The 26,833-nt window shown below is 67.9% G+C and carries 19 protein-coding genes; 8 read left to right on the forward strand and 11 right to left on the reverse strand.

Features of this window, described 5'->3' with window-relative positions; translation table 11 throughout:
• Nucleotides 1-167 precede the first annotated feature (167 nt).
• Nucleotides 168-959 (forward strand): ANT(3'')-Ia family aminoglycoside nucleotidyltransferase AadA2, encoded by a 792-nt coding sequence (locus CSC66_RS16130; protein WP_001206356.1) that lies wholly within the window; start codon nt 168-170, stop codon nt 957-959.
• Between the two features lie 114 nt (nt 960-1,073).
• The gene (locus tag CSC66_RS16135) at nt 1,074-1,496 is read left to right on the forward strand and encodes a methyltransferase family protein (protein ID WP_338016033.1); all 423 of its coding nucleotides are present in this window, start codon (nt 1,074-1,076) and stop codon (nt 1,494-1,496) included.
• Nucleotides 1,497-1,799: 303 nt separating this feature from the next.
• On the opposite strand, the gene CSC66_RS16140 is transcribed toward CSC66_RS16135, so the two are convergent.
• Together CSC66_RS16140 and polA are read right to left on the reverse strand one after the other, a co-directional pair.
• Nucleotides 1,800-3,140: an ISL3 family transposase gene (locus CSC66_RS16140; protein WP_162378442.1), complete on the reverse strand. Its 1,341-nt coding sequence runs from the start codon at nt 3,138-3,140 to the stop codon at nt 1,800-1,802.
• A gap of 432 nt (nt 3,141-3,572) precedes the next feature.
• Nucleotides 3,573-6,371, reverse strand: a complete 2,799-nt coding sequence (gene polA, locus CSC66_RS16145) for a DNA polymerase I (RefSeq protein WP_162378443.1) — start codon at nt 6,369-6,371, stop codon at nt 3,573-3,575.
• 115 nt (nt 6,372-6,486) lie between these two features.
• Between polA and CSC66_RS16150 the strand changes: the two genes are divergently transcribed.
• The 3 genes from CSC66_RS16150 (at nt 6,487) to CSC66_RS16160 (ending at nt 9,203) form a co-directional block, all read left to right on the forward strand.
• Entirely contained in the window at nt 6,487-6,792 is a 306-nt protein-coding gene (locus tag CSC66_RS16150; protein ID WP_162378444.1) for a DUF2782 domain-containing protein, read from the forward strand.
• Nucleotides 6,789-7,232: a GNAT family N-acetyltransferase gene (locus CSC66_RS16155; RefSeq protein WP_162378445.1), complete on the forward strand. Its 444-nt coding sequence runs from the start codon at nt 6,789-6,791 to the stop codon at nt 7,230-7,232. Before CSC66_RS16150 ends, CSC66_RS16155 begins: the two co-directional genes overlap by 4 nt.
• A 117-nt stretch (nt 7,233-7,349) precedes the next feature.
• Complete coding sequence (locus tag CSC66_RS16160) at nt 7,350-9,203, forward strand: ABC transporter ATP-binding protein (protein WP_162378446.1); 1,854 nt, start codon at nt 7,350-7,352, stop codon at nt 9,201-9,203.
• Nucleotides 9,204-9,345: 142 nt separating this feature from the next.
• Here the strand turns inward: CSC66_RS16160 and CSC66_RS16165 are convergent, their stop codons facing one another.
• Both CSC66_RS16165 and CSC66_RS16170 read right to left on the reverse strand, forming a co-directional pair.
• A complete protein-coding gene (locus CSC66_RS16165) occupies nt 9,346-10,635 on the reverse strand; it encodes an NTP/NDP exchange transporter (protein WP_162378447.1) in 1,290 nt (429 codons plus the stop codon).
• Between the two features lie 10 nt (nt 10,636-10,645).
• The gene (locus CSC66_RS16170; RefSeq protein WP_162378448.1) at nt 10,646-11,587 is read right to left on the reverse strand and encodes an aldo/keto reductase; all 942 of its coding nucleotides are present in this window, start codon (nt 11,585-11,587) and stop codon (nt 10,646-10,648) included.
• A gap of 353 nt (nt 11,588-11,940) precedes the next feature.
• Between CSC66_RS16170 and CSC66_RS16175 the strand changes: the two genes are divergently transcribed.
• A complete protein-coding gene (locus tag CSC66_RS16175) occupies nt 11,941-12,513 on the forward strand; it encodes a manganese efflux pump MntP (RefSeq protein WP_162378449.1) in 573 nt (190 codons plus the stop codon).
• 262 nt (nt 12,514-12,775) lie between these two features.
• Here the strand turns inward: CSC66_RS16175 and CSC66_RS16180 are convergent, their stop codons facing one another.
• The 3 genes from CSC66_RS16180 to CSC66_RS16190 form a co-directional block, all read right to left on the reverse strand.
• The gene (locus CSC66_RS16180; protein ID WP_162378450.1) at nt 12,776-13,222 is read right to left on the reverse strand and encodes a universal stress protein; all 447 of its coding nucleotides are present in this window, start codon (nt 13,220-13,222) and stop codon (nt 12,776-12,778) included.
• Between the two features lie 261 nt (nt 13,223-13,483).
• Nucleotides 13,484-15,661, reverse strand: coding sequence for a DNA helicase II (uvrD, locus tag CSC66_RS16185; protein ID WP_162378451.1), 2,178 nt, complete (start codon nt 15,659-15,661; stop codon nt 13,484-13,486).
• 94 nt (nt 15,662-15,755) lie between these two features.
• Nucleotides 15,756-16,385: a TIGR00645 family protein gene (locus tag CSC66_RS16190; RefSeq protein WP_162378452.1), complete on the reverse strand. Its 630-nt coding sequence runs from the start codon at nt 16,383-16,385 to the stop codon at nt 15,756-15,758.
• A gap of 155 nt (nt 16,386-16,540) precedes the next feature.
• Between CSC66_RS16190 and CSC66_RS16195 the strand changes: the two genes are divergently transcribed.
• Complete coding sequence (locus CSC66_RS16195) at nt 16,541-17,227, forward strand: glutathione binding-like protein (RefSeq protein WP_162378453.1); 687 nt, start codon at nt 16,541-16,543, stop codon at nt 17,225-17,227.
• Between the two features lie 111 nt (nt 17,228-17,338).
• On the opposite strand, the gene CSC66_RS16200 is transcribed toward CSC66_RS16195, so the two are convergent.
• The 4 genes from CSC66_RS16200 to CSC66_RS16215 all read right to left on the reverse strand — a co-directional run bounded on the left by CSC66_RS16200 (nt 17,339) and on the right by CSC66_RS16215 (nt 23,793).
• Nucleotides 17,339-18,865: a tryptophan halogenase family protein gene (locus CSC66_RS16200; RefSeq protein ID WP_162378454.1), complete on the reverse strand. Its 1,527-nt coding sequence runs from the start codon at nt 18,863-18,865 to the stop codon at nt 17,339-17,341.
• A gap of 10 nt (nt 18,866-18,875) precedes the next feature.
• Nucleotides 18,876-19,892, reverse strand: a complete 1,017-nt coding sequence (locus CSC66_RS16205; RefSeq protein ID WP_202935678.1) for a cupin-like domain-containing protein — start codon at nt 19,890-19,892, stop codon at nt 18,876-18,878.
• Nucleotides 19,879-20,586, reverse strand: coding sequence for a SapC family protein (locus tag CSC66_RS16210; protein WP_162378456.1), 708 nt, complete (start codon nt 20,584-20,586; stop codon nt 19,879-19,881). Before CSC66_RS16210 ends, CSC66_RS16205 begins: the two co-directional genes overlap by 14 nt.
• Nucleotides 20,587-20,775: 189 nt before the next feature.
• A complete protein-coding gene (locus tag CSC66_RS16215; protein WP_162378457.1) occupies nt 20,776-23,793 on the reverse strand; it encodes a TonB-dependent receptor in 3,018 nt (1,005 codons plus the stop codon).
• 656 nt (nt 23,794-24,449) lie between these two features.
• Between CSC66_RS16215 and CSC66_RS16220 the strand changes: the two genes are divergently transcribed.
• Nucleotides 24,450-26,660, forward strand: a complete 2,211-nt coding sequence (locus CSC66_RS16220; RefSeq protein ID WP_162378472.1) for a S9 family peptidase — start codon at nt 24,450-24,452, stop codon at nt 26,658-26,660.
• Nucleotides 26,661-26,833 lie beyond the last annotated feature (173 nt).

A 26,833-nucleotide genomic window follows, 5' to 3' on the forward strand; every position in this document is an offset into this window, starting at 1 on the left:
GATGGCAACGGTACTAGCATGCATGGCGTGGACTCCTCTCGTGATCCCGTGTCCCGATCCAGTATCGGTCTGGCTCATCGAAGCCGTGTGGTGACGCGGGAGGAGTCCATCCCATCATTCAAGCCGAACCCGCTTCGCGGGTCGGCTTAATTCCGGCGTTAGACATCATGAGGGAAGCGGTGACCATCGAAATTTCGAACCAACTATCAGAGGTGCTAAGCGTCATTGAGCGCCATCTGGAATCAACGTTGCTGGCCGTGCATTTGTACGGCTCCGCAGTGGATGGCGGCCTGAAGCCATACAGCGATATTGATTTGTTGGTTACTGTGGCCGTAAAGCTTGATGAAACGACGCGGCGAGCATTGCTCAATGATCTTATGGAGGCTTCGGCTTTCCCTGGCGAGAGCGAGACGCTCCGCGCTATAGAAGTCACCCTTGTCGTGCATGACGACATCATCCCGTGGCGTTATCCGGCTAAGCGCGAGCTGCAATTTGGAGAATGGCAGCGCAATGACATTCTTGCGGGTATCTTCGAGCCAGCCATGATCGACATTGATCTAGCTATCCTGCTTACAAAAGCAAGAGAACATAGCGTTGCCTTGGTAGGTCCGGCAGCGGAGGAATTCTTTGACCCGGTTCCTGAACAGGATCTATTCGAGGCGCTGAGGGAAACCTTGAAGCTATGGAACTCGCAGCCCGACTGGGCCGGCGATGAGCGAAATGTAGTGCTTACGTTGTCCCGCATTTGGTACAGCGCAATAACCGGCAAAATCGCGCCGAAGGATGTCGCTGCCGACTGGGCAATAAAACGCCTACCTGCCCAGTATCAGCCCGTCTTACTTGAAGCTAAGCAAGCTTATCTGGGACAAAAAGAAGATCACTTGGCCTCACGCGCAGATCACTTGGAAGAATTTATTCGCTTTGTGAAAGGCGAGATCATCAAGTCAGTTGGTAAATGATGTCTAACAATTCGTTCAAGCCGACCGCGCTACGCGCGGCGGCTTAACTCCGGCGTTAGGCCTCATTCCAAACATATGCACTGGCTTGAGACAAGAATCCCGCCGCCGATTGTCATGGTTCTGCTGGGCGCTACCGCGTTCGTGATCGCGCGCCTTCTTCCGGCGTTATCGTTTGAGTTCCCGCTGCCCGCAGTCGTCGCTGTTGCTCTCGTCTTCGTAGGCTTGGCGCTTAACATTCTCCCCAAGCTGGCCTTTCGGCGTGCTGGGACCACGGTCAATCCGGTCCGGCCGGCTCTCGCTACATCTCTGGTCACATCCGGTATCTACCGCTACTCCCGCAACCCCATGTACCTAGGCCACGCTGCGATCCTTTCTGGCTGGGTGCTTTACCTGCACAACGCTGCCGCGCTCGTGGTTGTTCCTGCCTTCATTATCTACATCACTCGGTTTCAAATTAAACCTGAGGAGCGGCATCTGTCTGCTCGCTTCCCGGACGAGTACGCTGCATTCTGTCGACAGGCCTCGCGCTGGCTATGAGGCCTAACCATTCATTCAAGCCGATGCCGCTTCGCGGCACGGCTTAATTCAAGCGTTGCCAATGCCCGCTCCTGGTCGATGTCCGCCAGTCAAGACGGCGCCGACAGACTTCGATCTGGCGGTCGCCGATCACCTTGCCCAGAAGCACTACGAATTCACACTAATTTCTAGAGCCAGCGAACCGTGGTGCTTGTCGCGCGAGCCTGGCCTGCTAAGCGTCGTGTTAGCAGGGTTTGACGGGGCAATGCTCATGACCAGCAGCAGGTTCTCAATGAACAGCAATCGCTTGCCTTGGCTCGGCGGCTATTCGAAGTAACCTTCTTCGAGCAGTCGTGCCAGCGTCGGAATGTAAGGTCCGTACTCGATCACGCGCTCGACTTGCGTCTTGCGGACCGACTGCATGGTCATACGTTGGAACTGGTAGTTCGTAGTCACCGGGCCCTCGTCATCGACCAGCACAGTCTCGACCACGACACCGTCCTGGCGTGCCTTGGCGTCGTAGAGCATGCGCGCCCGGATCACCTCAAAGCTGTAGCCCCTGCCCATGCGGTTCATGTCCTTGGCTAGTCGGTTTACGGATTCAGTATAGGCATTGGTGATGGGCTGATCGAAGTAAGCGAAGATCTCCTCGTGCCAGTTGTACACGGCGTTGGTGAGGTCCTTGAACGTCGGTGCCAGCTCAGCGGGAATGTTGCCCAGCCAGTGGACGCAGGCCGCTTCCGCCTCAGCCCGGGTCTTGTGATCCCAGATCGACAGGAAGCCTTCCTTGAGCGCATGGGCCTCCCCGAGCTGGGGAAACTGGCGGAACCACTCCAGGGCCCGCGCCATGTCCTCGCCCTTCAGGTCGTGCTGTCGCTTTAGCAGAAGGAACCGCTCATCCTTGAGCCTAAGGCGCTGTCGGGCCGGCAAGTCCTTGCGGATGCGCTTACGCAGTTTCTCTAGTGCATCGTTGGCCATCCGCTGGATGTGGAAGCGATCGACCACGATCCGCGCCTGCGGCAACGTGGCGCGCACCACCTGCTTGTATACGTGGTACATGTCCATGGCGACCCACTCGATGGTGTCCTTGTCGCGCAGGCTGCGGAAATAGGGCAGCAAGTCCGCCTTCGCCCGGCTGGGCCGGATGTCGAACACGGTCTTGCGCTCGATATTGGTGATCATGGCGCGGTATTGGCCGATGATCTTGAGTTCGTCGATGCCGAGGATGCGGGGTGTCCGGAACCGGACCTTGGCCTCGAACTCCTCGACGAAGTCATCGAAGATGTGGCGGATGGTCTTCTCATCCAGCGCCACCTCTCTGGCCAGGGCGGCAAAGGTCTTGGTGAAGGTTTCCTTGCGGATATGGGCGACTAGGCGGGCCGTGGCTTGCCGCTTGCCATCGAAGTCAGCCACCGGCTCGAACAGGGTCTTGCCGCAGCCCTGGCAGCGATAGCGGCGTCGCTGGATGAAGACCTCGACTGGCTTGCCATGCGAGGGCGTGTCCTGGAACGACTGCTCCTGCGAGCCATGGCCGTACAACCGGCCTGCCTTGCACAACGGGCACGCTGTCCAACTCGACACGCCTTCGGCTTTGACGACGTAGCGGTCTTCGTCACTGAGGACTTCGAGCGTCTTCAGGCTCCGCAACTGCAGGAAGTCGGTCACTCAGCACCTCGGGCAAGCCCACACTAAATTCCGACTTGTAATCTAGCATGTACACCCTCGGATCCAACAGCAAAGTCCATCTTTTGAAGTGAGAGCTACAGACGCCCTAGAACCCAAAACCCACACCAGATTCCGGATACCCAAATAAAAAGCCCCGGCGACCAGGGGGAGGTCGACGGGGCTGGGAACGGGGACTTGGGGAGGAGTCCCGTTCCGGTAGATCTGCTCCAGGGGAAGGGAGAGATCCGCGACAGGCGTTGCACCTGTCGAGGGCTATGACACCATTCCGTACATTGACGGTTCGTGAAGAATCCGGTTAAGAAACCGCTGGATTTAGCACGGATTCATTCGCAGGGCATGGAATGCCATGTAACGGAATGTGCCCTGGTTCCGGGCCTACCCGGAAGTGCCTGATTTGCCAAGGAGAGGCCGTCAGTGGGCCTCGTCCCAGTTGTTGCCGGTCCCGCTGTCCACCACCAGTGGGACGCTCAGTTGCGCCGCCGATGCCATCAGCCGGCCGGCCTCTTCCACCAGGGTCGGGACGAATGATTCGTCCGCTTCGAACACGAGTTCGTCGTGGACCTGCAGGATCATCAGTGCACGGTCGCGGTGGCCCGCGAGCCAGCCGTCCACGGAGATCATGGCCCGCTTGATGATGTCCGCCGCGGTCCCCTGCATGGGCGCGTTGATCGCCGCGCGTTCGGCGCCGGCCCGCTGGGCCTGGTTGCCGGCACGGATGTATTCCAGGTACAAGCGCCGGCCGAACACGGTCTCCACGTAGCCACGCTCGCGCGCCTGCTCGCGGGTGCGCTCCATGTAGTCGCGCACGCCCGGGTAGCGGCTGAAGTACAGGGCGATGTAGTCCTGCGCCTCGCCGCGGCCGATGCCCAACTGCCTGGCCAGGCCGAACGCGCTCATCCCGTACATCAGCCCGAAGTTGATCGCCTTGGCCGCGCGGCGCTCGTTGCCGGTGACATCCTCGAGCTTGCGGCCGAACACTTCCGCCGCGGTGGCCCGGTGCACGTCGGCGCCGGATTCGAACGCACGCACCAGGCCCGGGTCCTGCGACAGGTGGGCCATGATCCGCAGTTCGATCTGCGAGTAGTCGCAGGCCACCAGCCTGCGTCCGGGCGGGGCGACGAAGGCGCGGCGGATGCGGCGGCCGTCGTCGGTGCGGATCGGGATGTTCTGCAGGTTCGGGTCGGACGAGGACAGCCGCCCGGTCGCCGCGCCGGCCTGGTGGTAGCTGGTGTGGACGCGGCCGGTGTCCGGATTGACCATCTCCGGCAGCTTGTCGGTGTAGGTGCTGCGCAGTTTCGCCAGGCCGCGGTATTCCAGGATCACCCGCGGCAGCTCGTGCTGGTCGGCGATGGCCTCCAGCGCTTCCTCGTTCGTCGAGGGCTGGCCCTTGGGCGTCTTCACCAGCGCCGGCAGGCGCAGTTCGTCGAACAGCAGCGCCTGCAGCTGCTTGGGCGAATCCAGGTTGAACGCGCGCCCGGCCAGCTCGGTGGCCTTCTGCTGCGCGGCCAGCATGCGCTTGGACAGGTCCGCGCTCTGCCGGCGCAGCTCGTCCATGTCGACCTTCACGCCATTGGCCTCGATCCGCTCCAGCACCGGCACCAGCGGCATCTCGATCTCGCGGTACACGCGCTCCAGTGCCGGCTCGGCGGCCAGCCGCGGCGACAACACCCGGTGCAGGCGCAGGGTGATGTCGGCATCCTCGGCCGCGTAGCGGGTCGCATCGTCCAGCGCGCACTGCGAGAACGGGATCTGCTTGGCGCCCTTGCCGCAGACGTCCTCGTACTTCACCGTCTCGTAGCCCAGGTGGCGGCGGGCCAGGCTGTCCATGTCGTGGCGGGCGCTGCCCGAGTCCAGCACGAAGCTCTCCAGCAGGGTGTCGTCGTCGTAGCCGGCCAGCTCCACGCCATGCCGGCGCATCACGTGCAGGTCGTACTTGCCGTGCTGGCCGAGTTTATGCACGGCCGGGTCGGCCAGCAGCGGACGCAGCAGGTCCAGCGCCTGGGCGCGATCGAGCTGCGCCGGTGCGCCCGGATAGTTGTGGCCCAGCGGCAGGTAGGCCGCCGCACCGGGTTCGGCGGAGAAGCTCAGCCCGACCAGGTTCGCGCGCATCGCATCGAGGCTGTCGGTCTCGGTGTCGAAGGCGAACTGCCCTGCGTGCCGCAGCCGTCCGATCCACGCCTGCAACTGCCCGATCGTGGTGATGGTCTCGTATTCGCCCTTCGCGGCGAGGGCCGGATCCAGGCCCGCCGGTGCCTGGACGGCGGCAGACACGAAGCCGCTGCCGCGCGAACGCCCGGGTTCCTTTTCCGCCACCGGCAGCGCCGGGCCGGCATTGCCGGCTACCGCGCCGGCATCCAGTTCCTTCAGCGCCTGGTTGAAGCCGTAACGGCCGTACAGCGCGCGCAGGTCGTCCACGTGCGGTTCGCGCAGGCGCAGCGAGGCGGCGTCGCGCTCGAGCGCGACATCGGTCTTGATCGTGACCAGCTGCCTGTTCAGCGGCAGGCGCTGCAGCGCCGCGCGCAGGTTGTCGCCGATCTTGCCCTTGATCTGGCCGGCGCTGGCGATCACGCCATCCAGGCTGCCGTACTCGCCCAACCACTTGGCCGCGGTCTTGGGCCCGCACTTCTCCACCCCGGGCACGTTGTCGATGGCATCGCCCATCAGCGCCAGCAGGTCGACGATCTGCCCGGCATGCACGCCGAACTTCTCCATCACCGCCGCGTCCGAATCCATCCGGCTGCCGCTCATGGTGTTGACCAGGGCGATCGAGCCGGCGGCCACGCCGGGCGCGCGCACCAGCTGGGCGAAGTCCTTGTCGCCGGTGGAGATGGTCACCTCCATCCCCGCCGACGCGCCCTGCACGGCGAGCGTGCCGATCACGTCGTCAGCCTCGACGCCATCGACGCGCAGGATGTCGATGCCCAGCGCATGCACGATCTGGCACATCGGCTCGACCTGCGCGCGCAGCTCGTCGGGCATCGGCGGGCGGTTGGCCTTGTAGGCCGGGTACAGGTCGTCGCGGAAGGTCTTGCCCGGCGCGTCGACCACGAAGGCGATATGGTCGGGCTTCTCCTTGAGCGTGGCGCGCAGCATGTTGACCACGCCGAACAGCGCGCCGGTCGGCTCGCCGGCACTGTTGGTCAGCGGCGGCAGCGCATGGAAGGCGCGGTACAGGTAGCTGGAACCGTCGATCAGGACTAGGCGTGTCATGCCGGCATTCTACTGGGGGCGGATCGGCGCCGCCGTCCAGCGGGCGGCGCGACCGCCGCCTGGCGTGCACGGCGGCCTGGCGCATAATGCGGCCCAGCCCCGAGGAGACACCGCCATGCGCAAGCCGCCCCGTTCCGCCCCGGTCCTGCTGCTGTCCCTGGCGCTGGCCGCCGGCCTGCCGGCCGGATGCGCCAGCACCGGCGCGCCGGTGGACGTTACCGGCGCGGAAGTCGCCACGCGCGACCTGGGCAACGGCGACACGCTCGAGGAATACCGCGTCGGCGGCCAGCTGCGCATGGTCAAGATCACCCCGGCGCGTGGCGCGCCGTACTACCTGTACGACCGCGACGGCGACGGCGCGCTGGACCGCGACCAGGCCGACGACATCCCGCAGACCTACTGGAAGCTGTTCTCGTGGTGAACGCGGTAGCCGCTCCCGACATCCGCGCGGCCGATGACCCGGCGACCCTGCGCGCGGCCTGGCCGGTGGTGGCGCAGCTGCGTCCGCACCTGGACGAGGGAGCGTTCCTCGCCCAGGCGCTGCGCCAGCAGGCCGAAGGCTGGCGGGCGACCGTGCTGTTGGAGGGCGGCGTCGTACGCGCCTTCGCCGGCTGGCGCGTGCAGGAGATGCTCGCCCATGGCCGCCTGCTGTACGTCGACGACCTGGTGACCGACAGCGCCGCCCGCAGCGCCGGCCACGGCAAGGCGCTGCTGGACTGGTTGAAGGCGCAGGCAGGCGCGCTGGGTTGCCGCAGCCTGCAGCTGGACTCCGGCACCCAGCGTATCGATGCCCACGCGTTCTACCTGCGCGAACGGCTGCGCATCGTCTCGTTCCACTTCAGCGGCGCGCTCGACGGCTGAAACACTGCGTTGGCGCCTTTGCGATGGCCGCGGCGTGCCCGCGGCGCGCGATTGCAGGACAATGCCCTCCCTGCACGGACGCCGATCCCGCTCCGTGCCCATGGACAGGATCTGACGATGCTTCGCTGGTTCGAAAACCGGCTGGACCCGTATCCGGCCGCGCCCGCCACCCAGCCGCCGCGCTCGCTGTATGCGTTCTGCCGCCACTACACGCGCGGTACCGAACCGTGGCTGGCGCTGATGGCGCTGCTGACCACGGCCATCGCGATCACCGAGGTGTCGCTGTACGCGTTCACCGGCTCGATCGTGGACCGCCTCTCCAGCCATACCCCGGCCACCTTCCTGCAGGAGGAAGGCTGGAACTTCGCGCTGATGGCGGCGGTGGTGCTGCTGGTCATGCCGGCGCTGAACCTGCTCAGCGCGATGGTCATCCACCAGACCCTGCTCGGCAACTTCCCGATGCGGATCCGCTGGCAGGTGCACCGCTACCTGCTGCGCCAGTCGATGGGCTACTTCCAGGACGAGTTCGCCGGCCGCATCTCCACCAAGCTGATGCAGACCTCGCTGGCCGTGCGCGAGACGGTGATCAAGCTGCTGGACGTGGGCAATTACGTCATCGTGTACTTCGGCGGCGCGCTGATCGTGGCCGCCTCGGCCGACTGGCGACTGATGCTGCCGTTCGCCGGCTGGATCGTCGCCTATTCGATCCTGCTGCGCTACGCGATCCCGCGCCTGAACAAGGTCGCCCAGGAGCAGGCCGACGCGCGCTCGACCATGACCGGCCGCATCGTCGACAGCTACACCAACATCGCCACGGTCAAGCTGTTCTCGCATTCGCACCGCGAGGAAGACTACGCGCGCGAATCGATGGGCGAGTTCCTCGACACGGTGCACCGGCAGATGCGCCTGGCCACGATCGTCAACGTGAGCAACGACACGCTGAACATGCTGCTGCTGTTCGCGGTGGCGTCCACCGGCATCGGCCTGTGGATGAACGATGCGGTCAGCGTCGGCGCGATCGCGGTGGCGATCGCCTTCGTGCTGCGCCTGATGGGCATGTCGCAGTGGATCATGTGGGAGATGTCGGCCCTGTTCGAGAACATCGGCACGGTGCAGGACGGGATCAACTCGATCGCGCTGCCGGCCACGGTCGACGACGCGCCGGACGCGAAGGACATCGGCCCGGTGCGCGGCGACATCCGCTTCGAGCACGTGACCTTCCACTACGGCAAGCAGGGCGGCGTGATCGAGGGCCTGGACCTGCACGTGCGCCCGGGCGAGAAGGTCGGCCTGGTCGGCCGCTCCGGCGCCGGCAAGTCGACCCTGGTCAACCTGCTGCTGCGCTTCTACGACCGCGAGGGCGGCGCGATCCGGATCGACGGCACCGACATCGCCACCGTCACCCAGGACTCGCTGCGCGCCGCGATCGGCGTGGTCACCCAGGACACCTCGCTGCTGCACCGCTCGGTGCGCGAGAACATCCTGTACGGGCGTCCGGACGCGAGCGAGGCCGAGCTGGTCGAGGCCGCACGCCAGGCCAATGCCGACGGCTTCATCCAGGAGCTGGTCGACGCCAAGGGCCGGCGCGGCTACGACGCGCAGGTCGGCGAGCGCGGGGTGAAGCTTTCCGGCGGCCAGCGCCAGCGCATCGCCATCGCCCGGGTACTGCTGAAGAACGCGCCGATCCTGGTGCTGGACGAGGCGACCTCGGCGCTGGATTCGGAAGTGGAGGCGGTGATCCAGGAGAACCTGTACCGGTTGATGCAGGGCAAGACGGTGATCGCGATCGCGCATCGCCTGTCGACGATCGCCGCGATGGACCGGCTGGTGGTGATGGACCAGGGCCGGATCGTCGAGCAGGGCACGCACGAGCAGCTGCTCGCCCATGGCGGGCTGTATGCGCAGCTGTGGCAACGGCAGTCGGGCGGTTTCCTGGAGCTGGAAGCGGAGACCGAGTCGGCGGAGGAGTAGGAAAGCAGCGGGGCAAGCCCCGCTCTACGACGGCGCAATGCCCTGGTACGCGCTCGGGAACGAAGCCGCCTTCGTAGAGCCGGGCTCGCCCGGCTACTCCCTCTCCGTAGAACCCCCATGAAGCAGCGGGGCAAGCCCCGCTCTACGATTCGCGGCGGCGTTGGGCGCGGCCCAGGGCGAGGCCGGTGCCGGCCCATGCCAGGGCGACGCCGGCACCGATGAACATCGCCAGCGCCGGGTGCTCGCCCATCAGGTCCAGCAGACGCTTGACCCAGGCGCTGAGCGCGTCGCCGCCGCGGTACACCACCGTGTCGATGAAGTTCTTCGCCTTGTACTTCTGCTCGGCCGGCACGACGGTGTAGAGCATCTCGCGGCCCGGCCGCACGAACGCATATTCGCCGGCGCGACGGGCCACCATCACCACCACGAACACGGCGAACACCGGCGCCAGTGCCAGCCACAGGAAGCCGAAGGCCATCACCAGCGGTACGCCGACCAGCAGCACGCCCACGCCCAGACGCTGCGCGATGCGGCCGGTGAGGAACAGTTGGGTGAGGATCGCCAGCGCCTGGACCACGGTGTCGATCAGGCCGAATACCTGGGTCTGCCGTTCCCGATCGGGGAACAGTTCGGCGACGAAACGCGCCTGTTCGAAGTACAGGAACGTGGTCACCGTGGCCAGCAGCACCACGAAAAGTGCGATGCCCAGCAGGTACGGCGAGCGGAACACCGCGGTGGCGCCGGCGAACGGGTTGCCGCCGAGCGGCTGCCGGCGCTGGATCGGCATTTCCGCGCTGTCGAGCGGATGCAGGTCGCGCCAGCGGTGCAACCACAACGCCATCGCCGAGCTGCCGGCGATGAACAGCGACGACAGCACCAGCAAGCCGCCATGGCCCAGCACCCCGACCAGCACCGTGGCCAGCAGCGGGCCGAGCAGTCCGCCGGCACTCGCCCCGGCGGCGATCAGCGCGAACAGGCGCTTGGCTTCGGCGCTGGCGAACACGTCGGCCAGCACGCTCCAGGCCAGCGAGATCAGCAGCAGGTTGACCACCGAGATCCAGATGTAGAACGCGCGGCCGGCCCAGACGTTCTCCGGTTGCAGCGCCAGGCTGGCGGCGAAGCCGAGCAGGCTGGCCACCACCAGCCCGAACACCCACGGCACGATCGTCCGCCGCGCGACCCTGGAGGCGATCCAGCCGTACAGCGGCAGCACCGCCACGGTCGCCACGAAGGTCCCGGTGAACAGCCATTGCAGGTTGTCCACCCCGCCGGCGACGCCCATCGTCTCGCGCACCGGCCGCAGCATGAAGTAGCCGGTGAACAGCAGGAAGAACATCGCCAGCCCGGCGGCGACCGCGGGTGCCTCGTGCGGCCGCACCCCGAACAGGCGCGACAGCCACGCCACGCGATGCGGATGATCCGGCGCGCCCATCCTCCGCGCCTCAGGCCGCGAACTGCCGGACGAGCTCCTGCTGCTGCGCCGCCGTCAGCAAGGGCCCGCGCCCGGCCTTGAGCTGGTCGAGCTGGCGCTCGGGCTTGCCGGTGGCCGGGATCACCACGGTGACCGCCGGATGGCTGATCGCGAACTTGAGGAACATCTGCGCCCACGAGGTCACCCCCGCCTCCGCCGCCCACCCCGGCAACGGCACGTCCTTGACCTGGGCGAACAGCTTGCCGTCGTCGAAGGCACGATTGACGAGCACGGCCACGCCCTTGTCCTGCGCCAGCGGCAACACCGTCCTGGCGGCATTGGTGGAATTGACCGAGTAGTGGATCTGGATGAAGTCCAGCTTCTCGCCGCGCAGGATCCGCTCGAGTTCCGGCAGGCCGGCATCGGTGTAATGCGTGACGCCGACATACCTGGTCTTGCCCTGCGCCTTGAGTTCGCGCGCATAGGCCAGCTGGGCCTGCCAGTCGCGCAGGTTGTGGACCTGCAGCAGTTCGACCTTGCCGGTGCGCAGCCGGCGCAGCGATTCGGCCCACTGCGCCTCGGCGGCCTGGCGGCTGTCGGCGGCGATCTTGGTGGCGATGAAGGCCTTGTCGCGCCAGCCACCGTCGTGCAGCAGGCTGCCGACCACCTCGTCGGAGCGCCCGTAGTTGGGCGAGGTGTCGATCAACCTGGCGCCGCCGTCGAAGAAGATCTTCGCCACCTGCTGCAGCTGGGCGTATTCGGGCGAACCGATCGCCACGTCGTAGCTGCCGGAAGTGCCGGCGCCGATCACGGGCAGCTGTTCGCCGCTGGACGGGATCGGGCGGGTGAGCAGGGGAGCGGATGCCGCGGGGGCGGCGAACAGCGGCCCCACGCCGGCGAGGGCGCCGAGGCCGGCGACGACGGATGTGGCGAGGGCTGAATCGAGGAAGCGGCGGCGCGAGGGGCAGTGCATGGTCGTGACTCCGTGGACTGGCGGCGCACAGTGGCCGGATCCCGATCCTACCGGCCCCGACTTTGGCCGCATGTGCACATCGGCATGGTCGGCCGGATCCGCGGGCCGCGGCCGCCGGGCCGCCGCGGCCCGCGTGGTATCCTGCGCGTCCCTCCTTGGGGAGTAGCCTGCTCCGTGCGCCATGCACGGAGCGTCCGCGTCAACATGCTCGGCCCACCGTGGCCGTGGCGCGGACAACCCGCGGCCCGGATCGACGATCCGCGGCCACCGGGACTGGCGAGACCAATGGCCTGCCGGCGCGTCGTGGTTGGACGCTGGCGGGCCGTGTCCGCCCTTCCAGCCCGGTGCGTTCGATGAGCCCGTTTTCGATCCTCCTGATCGGCATCGCCATGTCGACCGACGCCTTTGCCGCCGCCGTCGGCAAGGGCGCGGCGATGCAAAGACCCCGGTTCCCCCAGGCGCTGCGCGCCGGCCTGATCTTCGGCGCGATCGAGGCCATCACCCCGGTCATCGGCTGGCTGCTCGGCCACGCCGCCGCGCGTTACATCACCGCCTGGGACCACTGGATCGCCTTCGGCGTGCTGGGCCTGCTCGGCCTGCACATGATCTGGAACGGTTTCAGGCCCGACAGCGACGACGACGGGCAGGCAATACGCCACCACGGCTTCTGGGGCCTGGCCGCCACCGGCCTGGGCACCAGCATCGACGCGATGGCGGTGGGCGTGAGCCTGGCCTTCCTCGATGCGCCGATCGCGGTGGTGGCGGCGGTCATCGGCCTGTGCACCCTGGTGATGGTCACCACCGGCATCATGCTCGGCCGGGTCCTGGGCGCGCTGGCCGGCAAGCGCGCCGAGATCCTCGGCGGCGTGATCATGATCGCGATCGGCAGCGTGATCCTGCACGAGCACCTGAGCGGCGCGGCCTGAGGTCGCCCGGTCTACCGCGGCCACGGCTGCGGCAGGCAAGCAGCCCCACGCCCTCGCTGCGGCGCTTTTCCACGGACGCATGTCCGGTCTCCCGGCTCCTGCAACAATGGCGGCGCTGGCCCGTCTGTAGGAGCACAGCTTGCTGGCGACGCGGGCGCCGGGGCCGCGAGGTGTCGCCCGTGTCGACGCCGTCGCGGCGCGGGCGGCGGCTACAACCACGGCGGCGCTGGCTCCCATGCAGGAGCACAGATCGCTGGCGGCCTCAGCGCACCACGAGCACCGGTACGGTCGCCTTGGCCAGCACCGCCTGGGTCTGGCTGCCGAGCAGCACCCGCCCCAGTCCACGTCGACCGTGCGAAGCCATCACCACCAGTCCGGCGCCGTGGCTGGCGGCGGCCTGCACGATCGCGTCCGACGGAAAGCCATCGGGCACGTGCACCGTCTCGCAGGCCACGCCGGCCGCGGCGGCCTGGCCCAGCGCGTCCTGCAGGATCCGCTGGGCCGAATGCGCGCAGCCCTCGCGGTATTCCTGCTGCATCGCCGGGTCGGCCGACAGCGCCAGCGCATCGTCGAAGGCCGGCATCCACGGTTCGGTCACGGTCACCACGACCACCGGCACGCGCAGCGCCGCGGCCAGCGCCAGGCCATGGCGCAGCCCCTTTCCGGCCAGTTCCGAGCCGTCGGTGGCGATCAGGATGCGGTCGTACATGGCGGGCTCCCCGGGGGACATATCCGCATTGCACACCCGCCGCGCGGATCAGGCAACCGCCGCCATGGAGGCGGGCGGGCCGGCGGGCCGGCGGCCGGGAGTGCCGGAGTTGCGGCGTCTTTTTGTAGGAGCCGATTCATCGGCGACGCGACGCCATCGACACAGGCGACGACCTCGGTGCTCGCACGCACGCGTCGCCGATGAATCGGCTCCTGCACGGATCGGCGCCCGGCCCGCCGCGCGGCATGCCGGGCGATGCGCTCAGAGCGGCTGCAGGTTGGCGAAGGCCAGCACCAGCCACTTGCTGCCGGCGTCGTCGAAATTGACCTGCACGCGCGCATGCGCGCCGCTGCCCTCGTAGTCGGTGACCACGCCACGACCGAAGCTGGCATGCGCCACGCTCTGCCCCAGCTTCAGCGCCGGCGTCTCCAGCACCGGATGCGCGACCCGCGGCGGCGCGGCCATCGGCCGGGCCACCTGCACCCGCGGCCGCACCTCGTTGAGCAGGTGCCCGGGGATCTCGCGCAGGAAGCGCGAGGGCATGCCGTACATGTCCATGCCGTGGATGCGCCGGCTCTCGGCGTAGGTCATCACCAGCTTCTGCCGCGCGCGGGTGATGCCGACGTAGGCCAGGCGGCGCTCCTCCTCCAGCCGGCCGCTTTCCTCCAGCGACTTGCTGCTGGGGAACACGCCCTCCTCCACGCCGGCCAGGAACACCAGCGGGAACTCCAGGCCCTTGGCCGAATGCAGGGTCATCAGTTGCACGCCGTCCTCGTCCGCCTGGGCCTGGCCCTCGCCGGCCTCCAGCGCCGCATACGACAGGAACGCGACCAACTCGCTCATGCTCTCCTGGTCGTCGTCCAGTTCGGCGCGCGAGAAGCGCGAGGCGACCGAGACCAGCTCGTCCAGGTTCTCCAGCCGCGATTCGGCGTCGAGCTGGCCGCGCGCCTCGCTGCTCCAGTGCTCGCGCAGGCCGGAGCGGGCCAGCACGTGGTCGACCCGGTCCTTCAGCGCCAGGTCGGTGGTTTCCGCATCCAGCGCCTCGACCAGGCTCAGGAAGCCGGCGACCGCGTTGCGCGCGCGGGCGGCCAGCGCGTTCTCGCTCACCAACGTGCTGGCGGCCTGCCACAGCGAGACCGCCGATTCGCGGGCGCGGCGCCGCACCTCGTCCAGGGTGCGGTCGCCGATGCCGCGGGCCGGCGTGTTGACGGTGCGCTCGAAGGCGGCGTCGTCGGCGCGGTTGGCGACCAGGCGCAGGTAGGCCAGGGTGTCCTTGACCTCGGCGCGCTCGAAGAAGCGCATGCCGCCATAGACGCGATACGGCACCTGTTCGGCCAGCAGTACTTCTTCCAGCGCGCGCGACTGCGCGTTGCTGCGGTAGAGCACCGCCGCCTCGCGCCAGCTGCCGCCGTCGCGCACCCACTGGCGGATGCGCTCGACCACGAAGCGCGCCTCGTCCATCTCGTTGTAGGCCGCGTACACGTCCACCGGCTCGCCCTCGCCGCTGTCGGTCCACAGCTGCTTGCCGATGCGGTCGGGGTTGTGCGAGATCACCGCGTTGGCGGCGTTGAGGATGTTGGCGGAAGAGCGGTAGTTCTGCTCCAGGCGGATGGTCTTCGCGCCCGGGAAGTCGCGCAGGAACTGCTGCACGTTCTCGACCTTGGCGCCGCGCCAGCCGTAGATGGCCTGGTCGTCGTCGCCGACCACGAACACCCGGCCGCTGTCACCGGCCAGCACGCGCACGAACGCATACTGGATCGCGTTGGTGTCCTGGAACTCGTCGACCAGGATGTCGCGGAAGCGGGCGCGGTAGTGGCCCAGCAACGCCGGGTTGTCGCGCAGCAGCTCATGCGCGCGCAGCAGCAGTTCGGCGAAGTCGACCAGCCCGGCGCGGTCGCAGCGCTCCTGGTACAGCGCGTAGGCGCGGCGCAGCGCATCGGTCCACGGGTCGTCCCCGGGCTGGATGTGCTGCGGGCGGCGGCCCTCGTCCTTCTGCGCGTTGATCCACCAGGCGATCTGCCGCGGCGGGAAGCGGCCGTCGTCCAGCTCCAACTGCTGGGCCACGCGCTTGACCAGGCGCAGCTGGTCGTCGCTGTCGAGCACCTGGAACGACTCCGGCAGCCGCGCCTCGTTCCAGTGCAGCCGCAGCAGGCGGTGGGCGATGCCGTGGAAGGTGCCGATCCACATGCCGCGCGCGCCGTGGCGCAGCTGCGCGTCGGCGCGCGCGCGCATCTCGCCGGCCGCCTTGTTGGTGAAGGTGACGGCCAGGATCCCGTGCGCCGGCACGCCCTGGACCTCGTTGAGCCAGGCAATGCGGTGGGTCAGGACCCGGGTCTTGCCGGAGCCGGCGCCAGCCAGCACCAGGTAGTGGCCCGGCGGGGCGGATACGGCTTCGCGCTGGGCGGCATTGAGGTCGTCGAGCAGGTGGGAGACATCCATGCCGCCATTTTACGCGGTGGCGGCCAAGCGTCCCTGAAGCCGGTGAACCGGGACGGCTGCCCGCGCCAGTACCCGCGCGGGCGCCGGTGCTGCCTCAGTGGTGGGCTTCGTGCTCGCGCTTGGCGCTGACGTTGGTCATCAGTTTGTCGGTCCAGGCGATGCCGATGGCCGACAGGATGAATACGCAGTGGATGATCGTCTGCCAGAGCACGCCGTCGGTGGTCAGGGTGCTGCAGCGGGTCGCGCCGATGTTGGCCGCGGCGGTGGCGAGCAGCTCGGGCGGGCAGAACGGCAGTCCGTTGAGGGTACCGGCGGCGATGAAGGTCTTGAGCAGGTGGATCGAGGAGATGCCGATGATCGCCATCGCCAGCTTCACCTTCAGCACCGAGGCGTTGACATGGCTCAGCCACTCCGGCTGGTCCGGATGGCCCTCCAGGCGCAGGCGCGAGACGAAGGTCTCGTAGCCGCCGACGATCACCATCACCAGCAGGTTGGAGATCATCACCACGTCGATCAGGCCCAGCACGATCAGCATGATCTGCTGCTCGCCCAGTCCCCGCGCCTCATGGATCAGGTGCCACAGCTCCTTGCCGAACAGGAACACGTACACGCCCTGGGCCAGGATCAGCCCCAGGTACAGCGGCAGCTGCAGCCAGCGCGAGGCGAAGATCAGCGTGGACAGCGGGCTCAGGCGCGGCGCGCCGGTGGTCTGCGGATGCGACATGGGGGGCTGCACGGGGAAAGGGACGGCGCAGGGTAGCGGCCGCGCCGCTGGCTGCCAAGCGGCGGCGCGGCCGCCCCGGGCCGGGAACGGTGTGATCCATCCCCGGCGCGTCGCCGGGGCCTACACTCGCGGCTCCCCCTCCCAGGAGTCGCCGCATGATCGACCTGTACTACTGGCCCACGCCCAACGGCCACAAGATCACCCTGTTCCTCGAGGAGACCGGGCTGCCGTACACGGTCAAGCCGGTGGACATCGGCAAGGGCGACCAGTTCCAGCCGGAGTTCCTGGCCTTCTCGCCCAACAACAAGATGCCCGCGATCATCGACCATGCGCCCGCCGACGGCGGCGCGCCGCTGAGCGTGTTCGAATCCGGCGCGATCCTGGTCTACCTGGCCAACAAGACCGGGCGCTTCTTCGGCGCCGACGTGCGGCAGAAGGTCGAGGTCAACCAGTGGCTGATGTGGCAGATGGCCGGCCTGGGCCCGATGACCGGCCAGTACGGCCACTTCAACGTATATGCGCCGGAAAGGATCGACTACGCGATCGACCGCTATACGCGCGAGGTGCAGCGCCTGCTCGGCGTGCTCGACCGGCGCCTGGCCGGGCGCAGCTTCATCGCTGGCGAGGAGTACACGATCGCCGACATGGCCGCGTACCCGTGGATCAACCCGTACACCAAGGCGCCGCTGGACCTGGAGCCGTATCCGGAACTGCGCCGCTGGCACGCCGCGATCGCCGCGCGCCCGGCGACCGCACGCGCCTACGCGCTGACCGCGCAGGTCAACCCGGATGCGGGCAAGCCGCTCACTGACGAGCAGCGCAAGCAGCTGTTCGGCCGCTGAGCCGACCCCGCCGCCGAGCCTTGCGCTTTTCGTAGAGCGGGGCTCGCCCCGCTGCCCTTGGCGGCACATGCGATCCACGGCAGCGGGGCGAGCCCCGCTCTACGCAGCGGCTCAGCCCGCGACGCGCACCGCCTCGGGCACCGGCGCCGGCGCGTAGCTGCGCATGTAGTCCATGTGCATCGGCATCTGCCGCACGGTATGCAGCACGTTCTGGCGGATGTCGCCCAGGAACCGCGACAGGTCGGCCTGGCTCATGACATCGGCGGTGGGGTGGTAGCGCCTGGGCTGGATGCCCTGCCCCAGCATCACCTGCACCCAGGAGTTGACCCCGAACAGTTCGCCCGGCACGTGGAACACCTCGCCAGTCTCGCGGAACAGTTCGATCCGGTGGCGCAGCGTGTCGGGAATGCGCATCTCCGCGATCTCCCGCCAGTACGGCGAATCGCGGCGGTCGCTGATGTGGTAGTGCATCACCACGAAGTCGCGCACGTGCTGCAGCTCCTCGTCCAGGCGCGCGTTGTACTCGTCGATCGCCGGCTGGGTGATCACCTGCGGGAAGGTCTGCAGCAGGCGCACGATGCCGCGCTGGATGAGGTGGATGGTGGTCGATTCCAGCGGCTCGATGAAGCTGCCGGCCAGACCCAGGGCCACGCAGTTCTTCGCCCAGCACTGCTCGCGCTGGCCGGGCTTGAACCGCACCGGCCACGGCTGCTTGATCACCTCGCCCTCGAGGCTGCCGAGGAACTCTTCGCGCGCCTGGTCGTCGTCCATGTGCCGGCTCGAGTAGACGATGCCGTTGCCGACCCGGTGCTGCAGCGGGATCCGCCACTGCCACCCGGAACTGCCGGCGATGGCGCGCGTGTACGGCACCGCATCGCGCACCGCGGTGGTCTGGGTGGCCAGCGCGCTGTCGTTGAACAGCCAGTGCGACCAGTCGGTGAATCCCACGCCCAGGGTCTTGCCGATCAACAGGCCGCGGAATCCGGTGCAGTCGATGAACAGGTCGCCCTCGATGACCTCGCCGCGCTCGAGCTTGAGCGAGGAGATGAAGCCCTCGCCGTCGGTGGCGACATCGACGATCTTGCCCTCGACCCGCTTGCAGCCGTGGCGCTCGCTGAAACCGCGCAGGAAGCGCGCGTAGAGCGCGGCGTCCATGTGGTAGGCGTAGTTCACGTGGTAGCGCGGCAGGTGCGAGAAGCGGTCCTGCAACGCGGCCTGCAGCTCGATGCAGTAGTCGCTGTACTCGCTGGCCAGGCCTTCCTCACGGCCGCGCAGCCAGAAGTTCTGGAAGCCGGTCGACCAGTGGTCCTTGCCGCTGATGCCGAACGAGTGGATGTAACGGTGGCCGACGTCCTTCCAGTTCTCGAACGAGATGCCCAGCTTGACCGTGCCCTGCACCGCGGCCATGTATTCCTGCTCCTTGATGTCGAGCAGGCGGTGGAAGGTGACCAGGGTCGGGATCGTCGCCTCGCCCACGCCCACGGTGCCGATCTCCTCCGATTCCACCAGGGTGATGTCGAGCACCCGGCCCAGGGTCTTGGACAGGGCGGCGGCGGCCATCCAGCCGGCGGTACCGCCGCCGGCGATGACGACGCGCTTGACGGGGCGGGGGCGGGTCACGGGATCGGAAGGGATCATCTCGGGGTACTCAACGGTCCAGGCGCTTGAGCAGCAGCGCCCTGAGGTGGCGGACGCGGGCTTCGTCCATGGGTCCCAGCGCGCGGCGCGCCGGTTCGGGAATGTGGCCGGCGACCTCGGCCTCGTCGTAGTCGAATACGTAGTGGGCGAACACGTCCTTCCAGATCGCGCGCTCGGCCGGCGGCAGGTCGCGCACGCTCATGATCGCCAGCATCAGCGCGTTCATCGGCGTGTCCATCCACGGCGGCGACTGCCGCCACCAATAGTTGACCAGCACGTTGAACGCCTCCAACCCTTCCATGTGGTGCCACCACATGCTGGGGATGAACACCGCGTCGCCCGGCTCGAGCTCCGCGCCGCGGGCATGCCGCAGCGCCTCGGCGAACTTCGGGAAGCGCGCGTGGTCGGGCGCGTGGAAGTCGACCAGGCTCACCGCCTGCCCGGCGGGCGTGTGGTCCAGGGGGCCGATATAGAGGTTGGCCAGCTGCGAAGGGGGGAACAGGGTCACCCGGCGGCGTCCCGCAGCCACGCAGGCCAGGTTGTCCGGCACGTCCTGGTGCGCCGGTATGCGGCTACGGTTGCCGATCCAGATGCTGGCCAGCGGATCGCGGTCGCCGAAACCGAGCCGGTTCTCCTCGCGGAAACCGGGCAGGAACGTGTCGACCGTGGTGGAGGCCACGTAGATCAGCGGCGGCGCCGGGTCGGCCTCGTACTTGCGCAGCGTGTCGAGCACGACCGCCAGCGGGATCTTCTCGCGGCGGAAATTGAAGCCCTGGATGTCGTCGTCGTAGAACACGCGGCCGGCGGCTTCCGGCGGGGCGACGGTCGCCACCACGGGCATGCCGCCGTGGTCGAACCGCTTCAGGTAGCCGATCGCGGCGGAAGTGGATTGGCCGGCGGCCTGGACCATCGGCCATTGCGCGACCAGCCCCCGCAGCACCAGCGGCTCGGTCGAGCGCAGCAGTTCGTCCGGCAGCGCGCCAGGCGCCACTCCCGCGATTTCGCGGATGGGTTCAGCGACCGGCAGCACGGCGGCGGTTCATCCGCTCGATCAGGTCGCGGAAGCGCGACAGCGAAGCCAGCACCATGTAGGCGGGCAGCAGGTGGCCATCGCGCGAAAGCTGCTCGAGCGCCGAGCCATCCAGCGCCTGCAGGCGCCGTTCGTCGATGGTGTGGAAGCCGGCCAGCCGGTTGTCGGAGCCGTCGTCCAGGCGGATGTCCAGCACGAAGGACTCGAGCAGCTGGTGCCGCTGCAGCGCGTCGACGAACGCGGGCGTGGCGAGGATGCCGTCGTGCAGCATCAGCAGCGTCGTGCGGGCACGCTCGAGGAACTCGCTGGCGATGCCAGGTCCCTGGAACAGCGCCTCGCCGGTGCCGGCGCGCACGCGCGGGTGGTCCAGGTCGACGTGGACCATGGGCTCCGCGCCGGACACGCCGATCAGGAACGGTTGCCGCTCGATGGCCAGCGGGATGTAGGTGGCATCCCAGCGCTCGCCGTCCAGGAACAGGTTCTCGCCCTGCCGAAGCCCGAACAGTGCCAGCGGATGGAATCCGCCCGCCGCGTCGCGCTGGAACACGATCGGGTAATGGGCCTGGAGGCTGCGGAACTCGGCCGGCACCGCCGGCGCGTACATCACGTCGTCGCCGAACGCGGCGCCACGGCGGGCGTCCACGCGCAGGTCGCGGTGCTCGACGTGGTTCAGGAGAACGGGGTTGCTCATCGTGGGTCGGCGGTTGCCGGGCGCGGATGCGGCGTCCTGCGGCATCGTGCCCGATCTGCGGGGTACAGGAAAGCCGGCCGTAGCATCATGCATGCGTGGATGGAGAAGGAGCCGCTGGACGTATCCAGCGGCCCCTCTCCGCCAGGCGACCTGGGAGGGATCGCCTGGCAAGCCCACTGCGATGGAACGTCAGAACCGGTAGCGGACGCCGAACATGTAGCGCGGGCCGGTCTGGGTCGCGAACCGGACCATGTTCTCGTGGCGTGCGTGGATGCGCTGGGTCTCGTCGGTCAGGTTGATGCCTTCCAGGCTCAACGTCAGGTTCTCCATCACCTCGTAGCTGATGATCGCGTCCACCTGGCCGTACTCCTCGGTCCAGTTCGGGTTCGGCGGAGTGCCGCCGCCGCCGATGCCGTTGAGGAACTCGTCGCGCCAGTTGTAGGCCACGCGCACCTGCCAGGCGTTCTTGTCGTAGAACGCCACCAGGTTGGCCGAGTCGCTCAGCCCGATCATCGGGTACTGCGTGCCGAGGTCGCTGTTGTCGAACGTCAGGCCCGAATCGACCTTGGTGTAGTTCGCCGCCAGGCCGAAGCCGGACTCGCCGAACACGTGCTGGACGTTGACCTCGAAGCCGTCGAGGTGGTCGGACCGCTGGTTGGCCGGGGTGGTGATGTCGAACCCGGCGACCGGGTCGCCCGGCTGGCCGACGATGCTGCCGGTCAGCGCGCCGGACGAGTCGGTGCCGGTGACGGTCACGCCCGGCGAGCCGGCGTAGTTGGTGAAGATGTAGTTGCGGATGCAGACCATGTCGCCCGCGGCGCAACCGTTGGCCAGCGCCGCGTTCCAGTACGCGCCACCCACCGGCGTGTGCAGGTCGAACGGCGTCTCGCGCACGATCGTGTCGCTGATGAAGTTCTTGATGTTCTTGCGGAAGTAGCCGATCGAGGCGTAGCTCGACTCGCCGTAGTACCACTCCAGCGACAGGTCGAAGTTGCGCGAGAGCAACGGCTCCAGCCCGGGGTTGCCGCTGCTGCCGTCGCCGCCGTCGACGCGGACGATGTTGGCCAGGCGCTGGCCGCCCTGGATCTGCTGCCAGCCCGGCCGGCCGATGGTCTCGCTGTAGCTGGCGCGGGCGACGATCTCGTCGGTCACGTGCAACGCCATGTCCAGGTTAGGCAGGAAGTAGTCGTAGTCGCCCTCCAGCTCGGTGAAGCCCTGGCCCGGCTGGTAGGTCACGTACAGCTCGTTGGCCGAATCCCAGGAGATGCCGTTGGCGATGCGCACCAGCGCCGAGGAATCGACGTCGGTCTGCTCGTAGCGCACGCCCACCGCCACGTCCAGCGGCATCGACCAGTCGAAGCTGGTGGTGTACTGCAGGTAGGCGCTCTTGGACTTCTCGGTGGTGCGCAGGTCGTCGGTGAACTCGGTCGGCATCTCGTAGCAGCTCGCGCAGCCGGAGACGGCGATGGCGGCCTGGCGCAGGCGCTCGAAGTCGAACACCAGGAAGTCGTCGGTCCACATCGGGTTGTTGCTGTTGCCGAAGCTGTCGAAGTAGCGCGACATGTTGTCGGCCGTCCAGATGCTGTCGTCGTAGTCGCCCGGCGTGCCGACGCCGCCCCACGTATCGCGCTGCATCACCGCCGCGGCGGTGCGGTTGTTGACCTCGGTGGCGGCGATGCCGAAATCCAGGCCCGAGTAGTCGCCGAACTCGAAGCGGCCATCGGCCTGCAGCTGCTCGACCTCGGACTTGTTGTAGCTGTTCTGGAAGACCGAGCCGGTGACCAGGGCATCGGCGGCCTGCACCGCGCTCATGCCCGGCGGCAGCTGCACGTTGACGATCGGGATCTCGCCGCTGTAGTCGACGGTGGTGTTGCCGCGCACGTAGGCGGCCACGCCGAGCACGCCGGCCGAGCCGAGATGGCTGTCGGGGCGCGATTCGGCGCTGGAGTTGTGGTAGTCGAACGCGAGCTTCAGCGAGTCGTTGACTTCCCACTCCACGTTGAAGCCGAGCGAGTCGCCGCTGTTCTTGGTGGCCAGCTGCATGCCGCCCATCGACAGGTCGGCGTTGGTGTATTCCTCTTCGTACATGATCGGCGCCGAGACCGGGCCGTCGGTCCACGAGCTGTCGCCGGCGGTCTGGCTGAACCACACCGACAGTTCGCTGCGCTGCTGCTGGACCTTGTTCTCCATGTAGGCGTAGTCCAGCGTGGCGGTGACGCTGTCGCTGGGCGCCCACTGCATGGTCAGCATGCCGTTGGTGCGCTGGCGCTGCACGCCGTTGACGCTGTAGCCGGTGTTCTGCGGACGCGCGTAGACGTCGTCCAGGCCCGGCCGGTTGGTGATCCGGTCCGAATAGCCCTGGCCCGGCAGCGGCAGCGCGTTCCAGCTGTTGGAGTCGCCGGCGAAGGTGATCCAGCCGTCGGCCACGCTGGCCTGGCTGTAGCCCGACTCGCGCTCCTGGTAGCTGCCGCTGAGGGTGATGCCGAAGGTGCCGTCGGCCCAGGTGTTGCTGAAGATGCCCGAGACTTCCGGGGTGACGATCGCGCCCGGGTAGCTCTGCGGCAGGTTGCGCGCCGAGGAGTCGTGGACGGCCTTGAAGCCGACGCTGGCCAGCGGCTCGCCGATCTCCAGCGGACGCGCGGTCTTGACGTTCAGGGTGGCGCCGATGCCGCCGGCCGGCAGTTCGGCGCGGCCGGTCTTGTGCACTTCGATGGCCGAGATCGCCTCGGCGGCGATGTTGGCGAAGTCGAAGGAGCGCGAGTTGGAGGTGCCGCCGCCGCCCGGGCCGAGGTTGGAGGCCGGCATCTGGCGGCCGTTGAACAGGACCAGGTTGAAGTCCGGGCCGATGCCGCGGACGGTGACCTTGGAGCCTTCGCCGCTGGACGTGCGGTCGATCGATACGCCCGAGATGCGCTGCAGCGCCTCGGCCAGGTTGGTGTCGGGGAACTTGCCGATGTCCTCGGCGACGATGCCGTCGACGATGCCCTGCGCGTCGCGCTTGAGGTTCATCGACGAGGTGAGGCTGGCGCGGATGCCGGTGACGACCACCGTGTCGAGCTCGGTGGGGTCGACCGCGGCGTTCGGATCGGCCGTTGCGGCCGCCTGCGGCGCCTGGTCCTGGGCGATGGCGTGGGTCGCCGGCGCCAGCGCCAGCAGCAGCGCGGACGTGAGCAGCCGCTTCTTGGGCAAGGCTTGCTTGTGGTTCATGGGTTCTCCCTCCCGGAATCGCACGAATTCGATTGAGTTATGGCCAGACGCTGTCCCCGGACAGTCGCCGACGCGGCGGATTAGGGGCCGGTCTGACAGCGTTGTCAAACCAGCGACGCACGGAGCCAGGAAAACGCTAAAAAAACGCAAAAAAAACGCAAAAAAAACGCCGCAATTCGATGTTGTGCGGCAACAAAGAACAGCGCTGTCATGCGCAAAAACGCATCGAGGTATAGCTGAATGTTAGCGCTATCTCTTTGATTCGTCTGGCGGCGGGCTGCACACCGGTCGCACACCTACGATTGCTGGTGCTGTCAGGCCTAATGTCGGGCTCGCGCCAGGCCGATCGTCGACAGCCCCCGGCGGACGCCGCACCATTCTTCACGTTCGGCGAAGAAGCCAGCATATGCTGCCAATTGCGAGCACTTGTCCATTCATGCGGTCTCCGGGCGCATCCGAATCGGACAACGCTGTCATGCGGCAAGTCCGCTTCGGACATGACCCGGGACATATCTTGGCCCGAACAGGTTCCGGCCTGTTCCCGCCGTCACGGCCGGCCAACCGCCGACGACGCCTACAATCCCGCTCCTGTTTCGCCCAGCCGCCCACGGATATCCCCACGCATGCGCCTTGCCCTGCCGGTCCTGCTTATGACGATGCTCGCTACCGCCCCGATCCATGCCGCGAAACTGACCCTGGAGGCGATCACCGGCAGCGCGCCGCTGTCCGGACCGACGCTGATGAAGCCGCAGGTGTCGCCGGACGGCACGCGGGTGACGTTCCTGCGCGGCAAGGACAGCGACCGCAACCGGCTGGACCTGTGGGAGTACGACATCGCCAGCGGCCAGACCCGGCTGCTGGCCGACTCCAGCGTGGTGCTGCCCCGCGCCGAGACGCTCAGCGACGAGGAGAAGGCGCGCCGCGAGCGGCAACGCATCGCCGCCTACTCCGGCATCGTCGACTACCAGTGGTCGCCGGGCGGGAAGGCGCTGCTGTTTCCGCTGGGCGGCGAGCTCTACCTCTACGACCTCGAGCGCGCCGGCCCCGCGGCGGTGCGCAAGCTCACCTCCGGCGGCGGCTTCGCCACCGATCCGCGCATCTCGCCCCGTGGCGGGTTCGCCAGCTTCATACGGGGCCGCAACCTGTGGGTGATCGACCTGGCCAGCGGCAAGGAGATCCAGTTGACCTTCGACGGCGGCGACACGATCGGCAACGGCGTGGCCGAATTCGTCGCCGACGAGGAGATGGACCGCCATACCGGTTACTGGTGGGCGCCGGACGACAGCGCCATCGCGTTTGCCCGGATCGATGAATCGCCGGTGCCGGTGCAGAAGCGCTACGAAGTCTATGCCGACCGCACCGACGTGATCGAGCAGCGCTACCCGGCCGCCGGCGAACCCAACGTCGCCGTGAGGCTGGGCGTGATCGCACCCGCGGCCGGGACCAAGCCGCGCTGGATCGACCTGGGCAAGGAACAGGACATCTACCTGGCCCGCGTCGACTGGCGCGACGCGAAGCGGCTCACCTTCCAGTGCCAGTCCCGCGACCAGAAGACGCTCGAGCTGGTCGAGGCGACGCTGGCCACGGGCGCGCTGCGCATCCTGGCCACCGAAACCTCCAGGACCTGGGTGCCACTGCACAACAGCCTGCGCTTCCTGCCGGACGGTCGTTTCCTCTGGTCGTCCGAACGCAGCGGCTTCCAGCACCTGTACCTGGCCTCCGAAGACGGCGCCACGCTCACGCCGCTGACCTCCGGCGACTGGGTCGTCGACGAGGTGCTGGCCGTGGATGCGAGGGCCGGCTACGCGTGGTTCGCCGGCACCCGGGATTCGCCGCTGGAAAAGCACGTGTACCGCGTGCCGCTGGCCGGCGGCGCGATCGAGCGCCTGTCAGCCTCCGAAGGCATGCACGCGGCGAGCTTCGCCCGCAACGCCAGCGTCTACGTCGACAGCTGGTCGGCGCCGGGCACGCCGCCGCAAATCGAGCTGTACGGCAACGATGGCACCCGGCTGGCGACGCTGCTGCGCAACGAGCTGTCGGACCCGGACCATCCGTTCGCCACGTTCCTCGACGCGCAGCGCCCGGTCGAGTTCGGCACGGTCACCGCCGCCGACGGCACCACGCCGCTGCATTACAGCCTGATCAAACCCGACGGCTTCGATCCGCGGAAGAAGTACCCGGTCGTGGTCTTCGTCTACGGCGGACCGGCCGCGCAGACCGTGACCCGGTCCTGGCCGGCGCGCAGCGACGCGCTGTTCAACCAGTACCTGGCCCAGCAGGGCTACGTGGTGTTCTCGCTCGACAACCGCGGCACGCCGCGGCGTGGGCGCGAGTTCGGCGGCGCGCTGTACGGCCGCCAGGGCACGGTGGAGGTGGACGACCAGCTGCGCGGCATCGACTGGCTGAAGGCGCAGCCGTGGGTCGATCCGGCGCGGATCGGCGTGCACGGCTGGTCCAACGGCGGCTACATGACCCTGATGCTGCTCGCCCGCACCGACGCCTACGCCTGCGGCGTGGCCGGGGCGCCGGTGAGCGATTGGGGCCTGTACGACACCCACTACACCGAGCGCTACATGGACCTGCCGGCATCCAACCCCGACGGCTACCGCGATGCGCGCGTGCTCACGCACGTCGACGGCCTGGTCGGCGCGGACGCGCCGAAGCTGCTCCTGGTCCACGGCATGGCCGACGACAACGTGCTGTTCACCAACACCACCGCGGTGATGTCGGCCTTGCAGCAGCGCGGCCAGCCGTTCGAGCTGATGGCCTACCCCGGTGCCAAGCACGGCCTGTCGGGCAAGGATGCGCTGCACCGCTACCGCCTGGCCGAGGACTTCTTCGCACGGTGCCTGAAGCCCGGGGCCTGACGGACGCGCCGCCGCCCCCGGGTGCAGGAGCCCATCCTCATGGGCGACCCGAGGGCGCACAGCGTAGGCGATGCCGGCCCGGCGGCGTCGGGTCGCCGATAAATCGGCTCCTACAGAAGAAGCGCCCTGACGGGGACCACCTTTTCGCAAGCCGCTACACCCTCGGCTGTAGG

The sequence above is a fragment of the Pseudoxanthomonas kaohsiungensis genome, from assembly GCF_010211765.1.
GTDB lineage: Bacteria > Pseudomonadota > Gammaproteobacteria > Xanthomonadales > Xanthomonadaceae > Pseudoxanthomonas > Pseudoxanthomonas kaohsiungensis.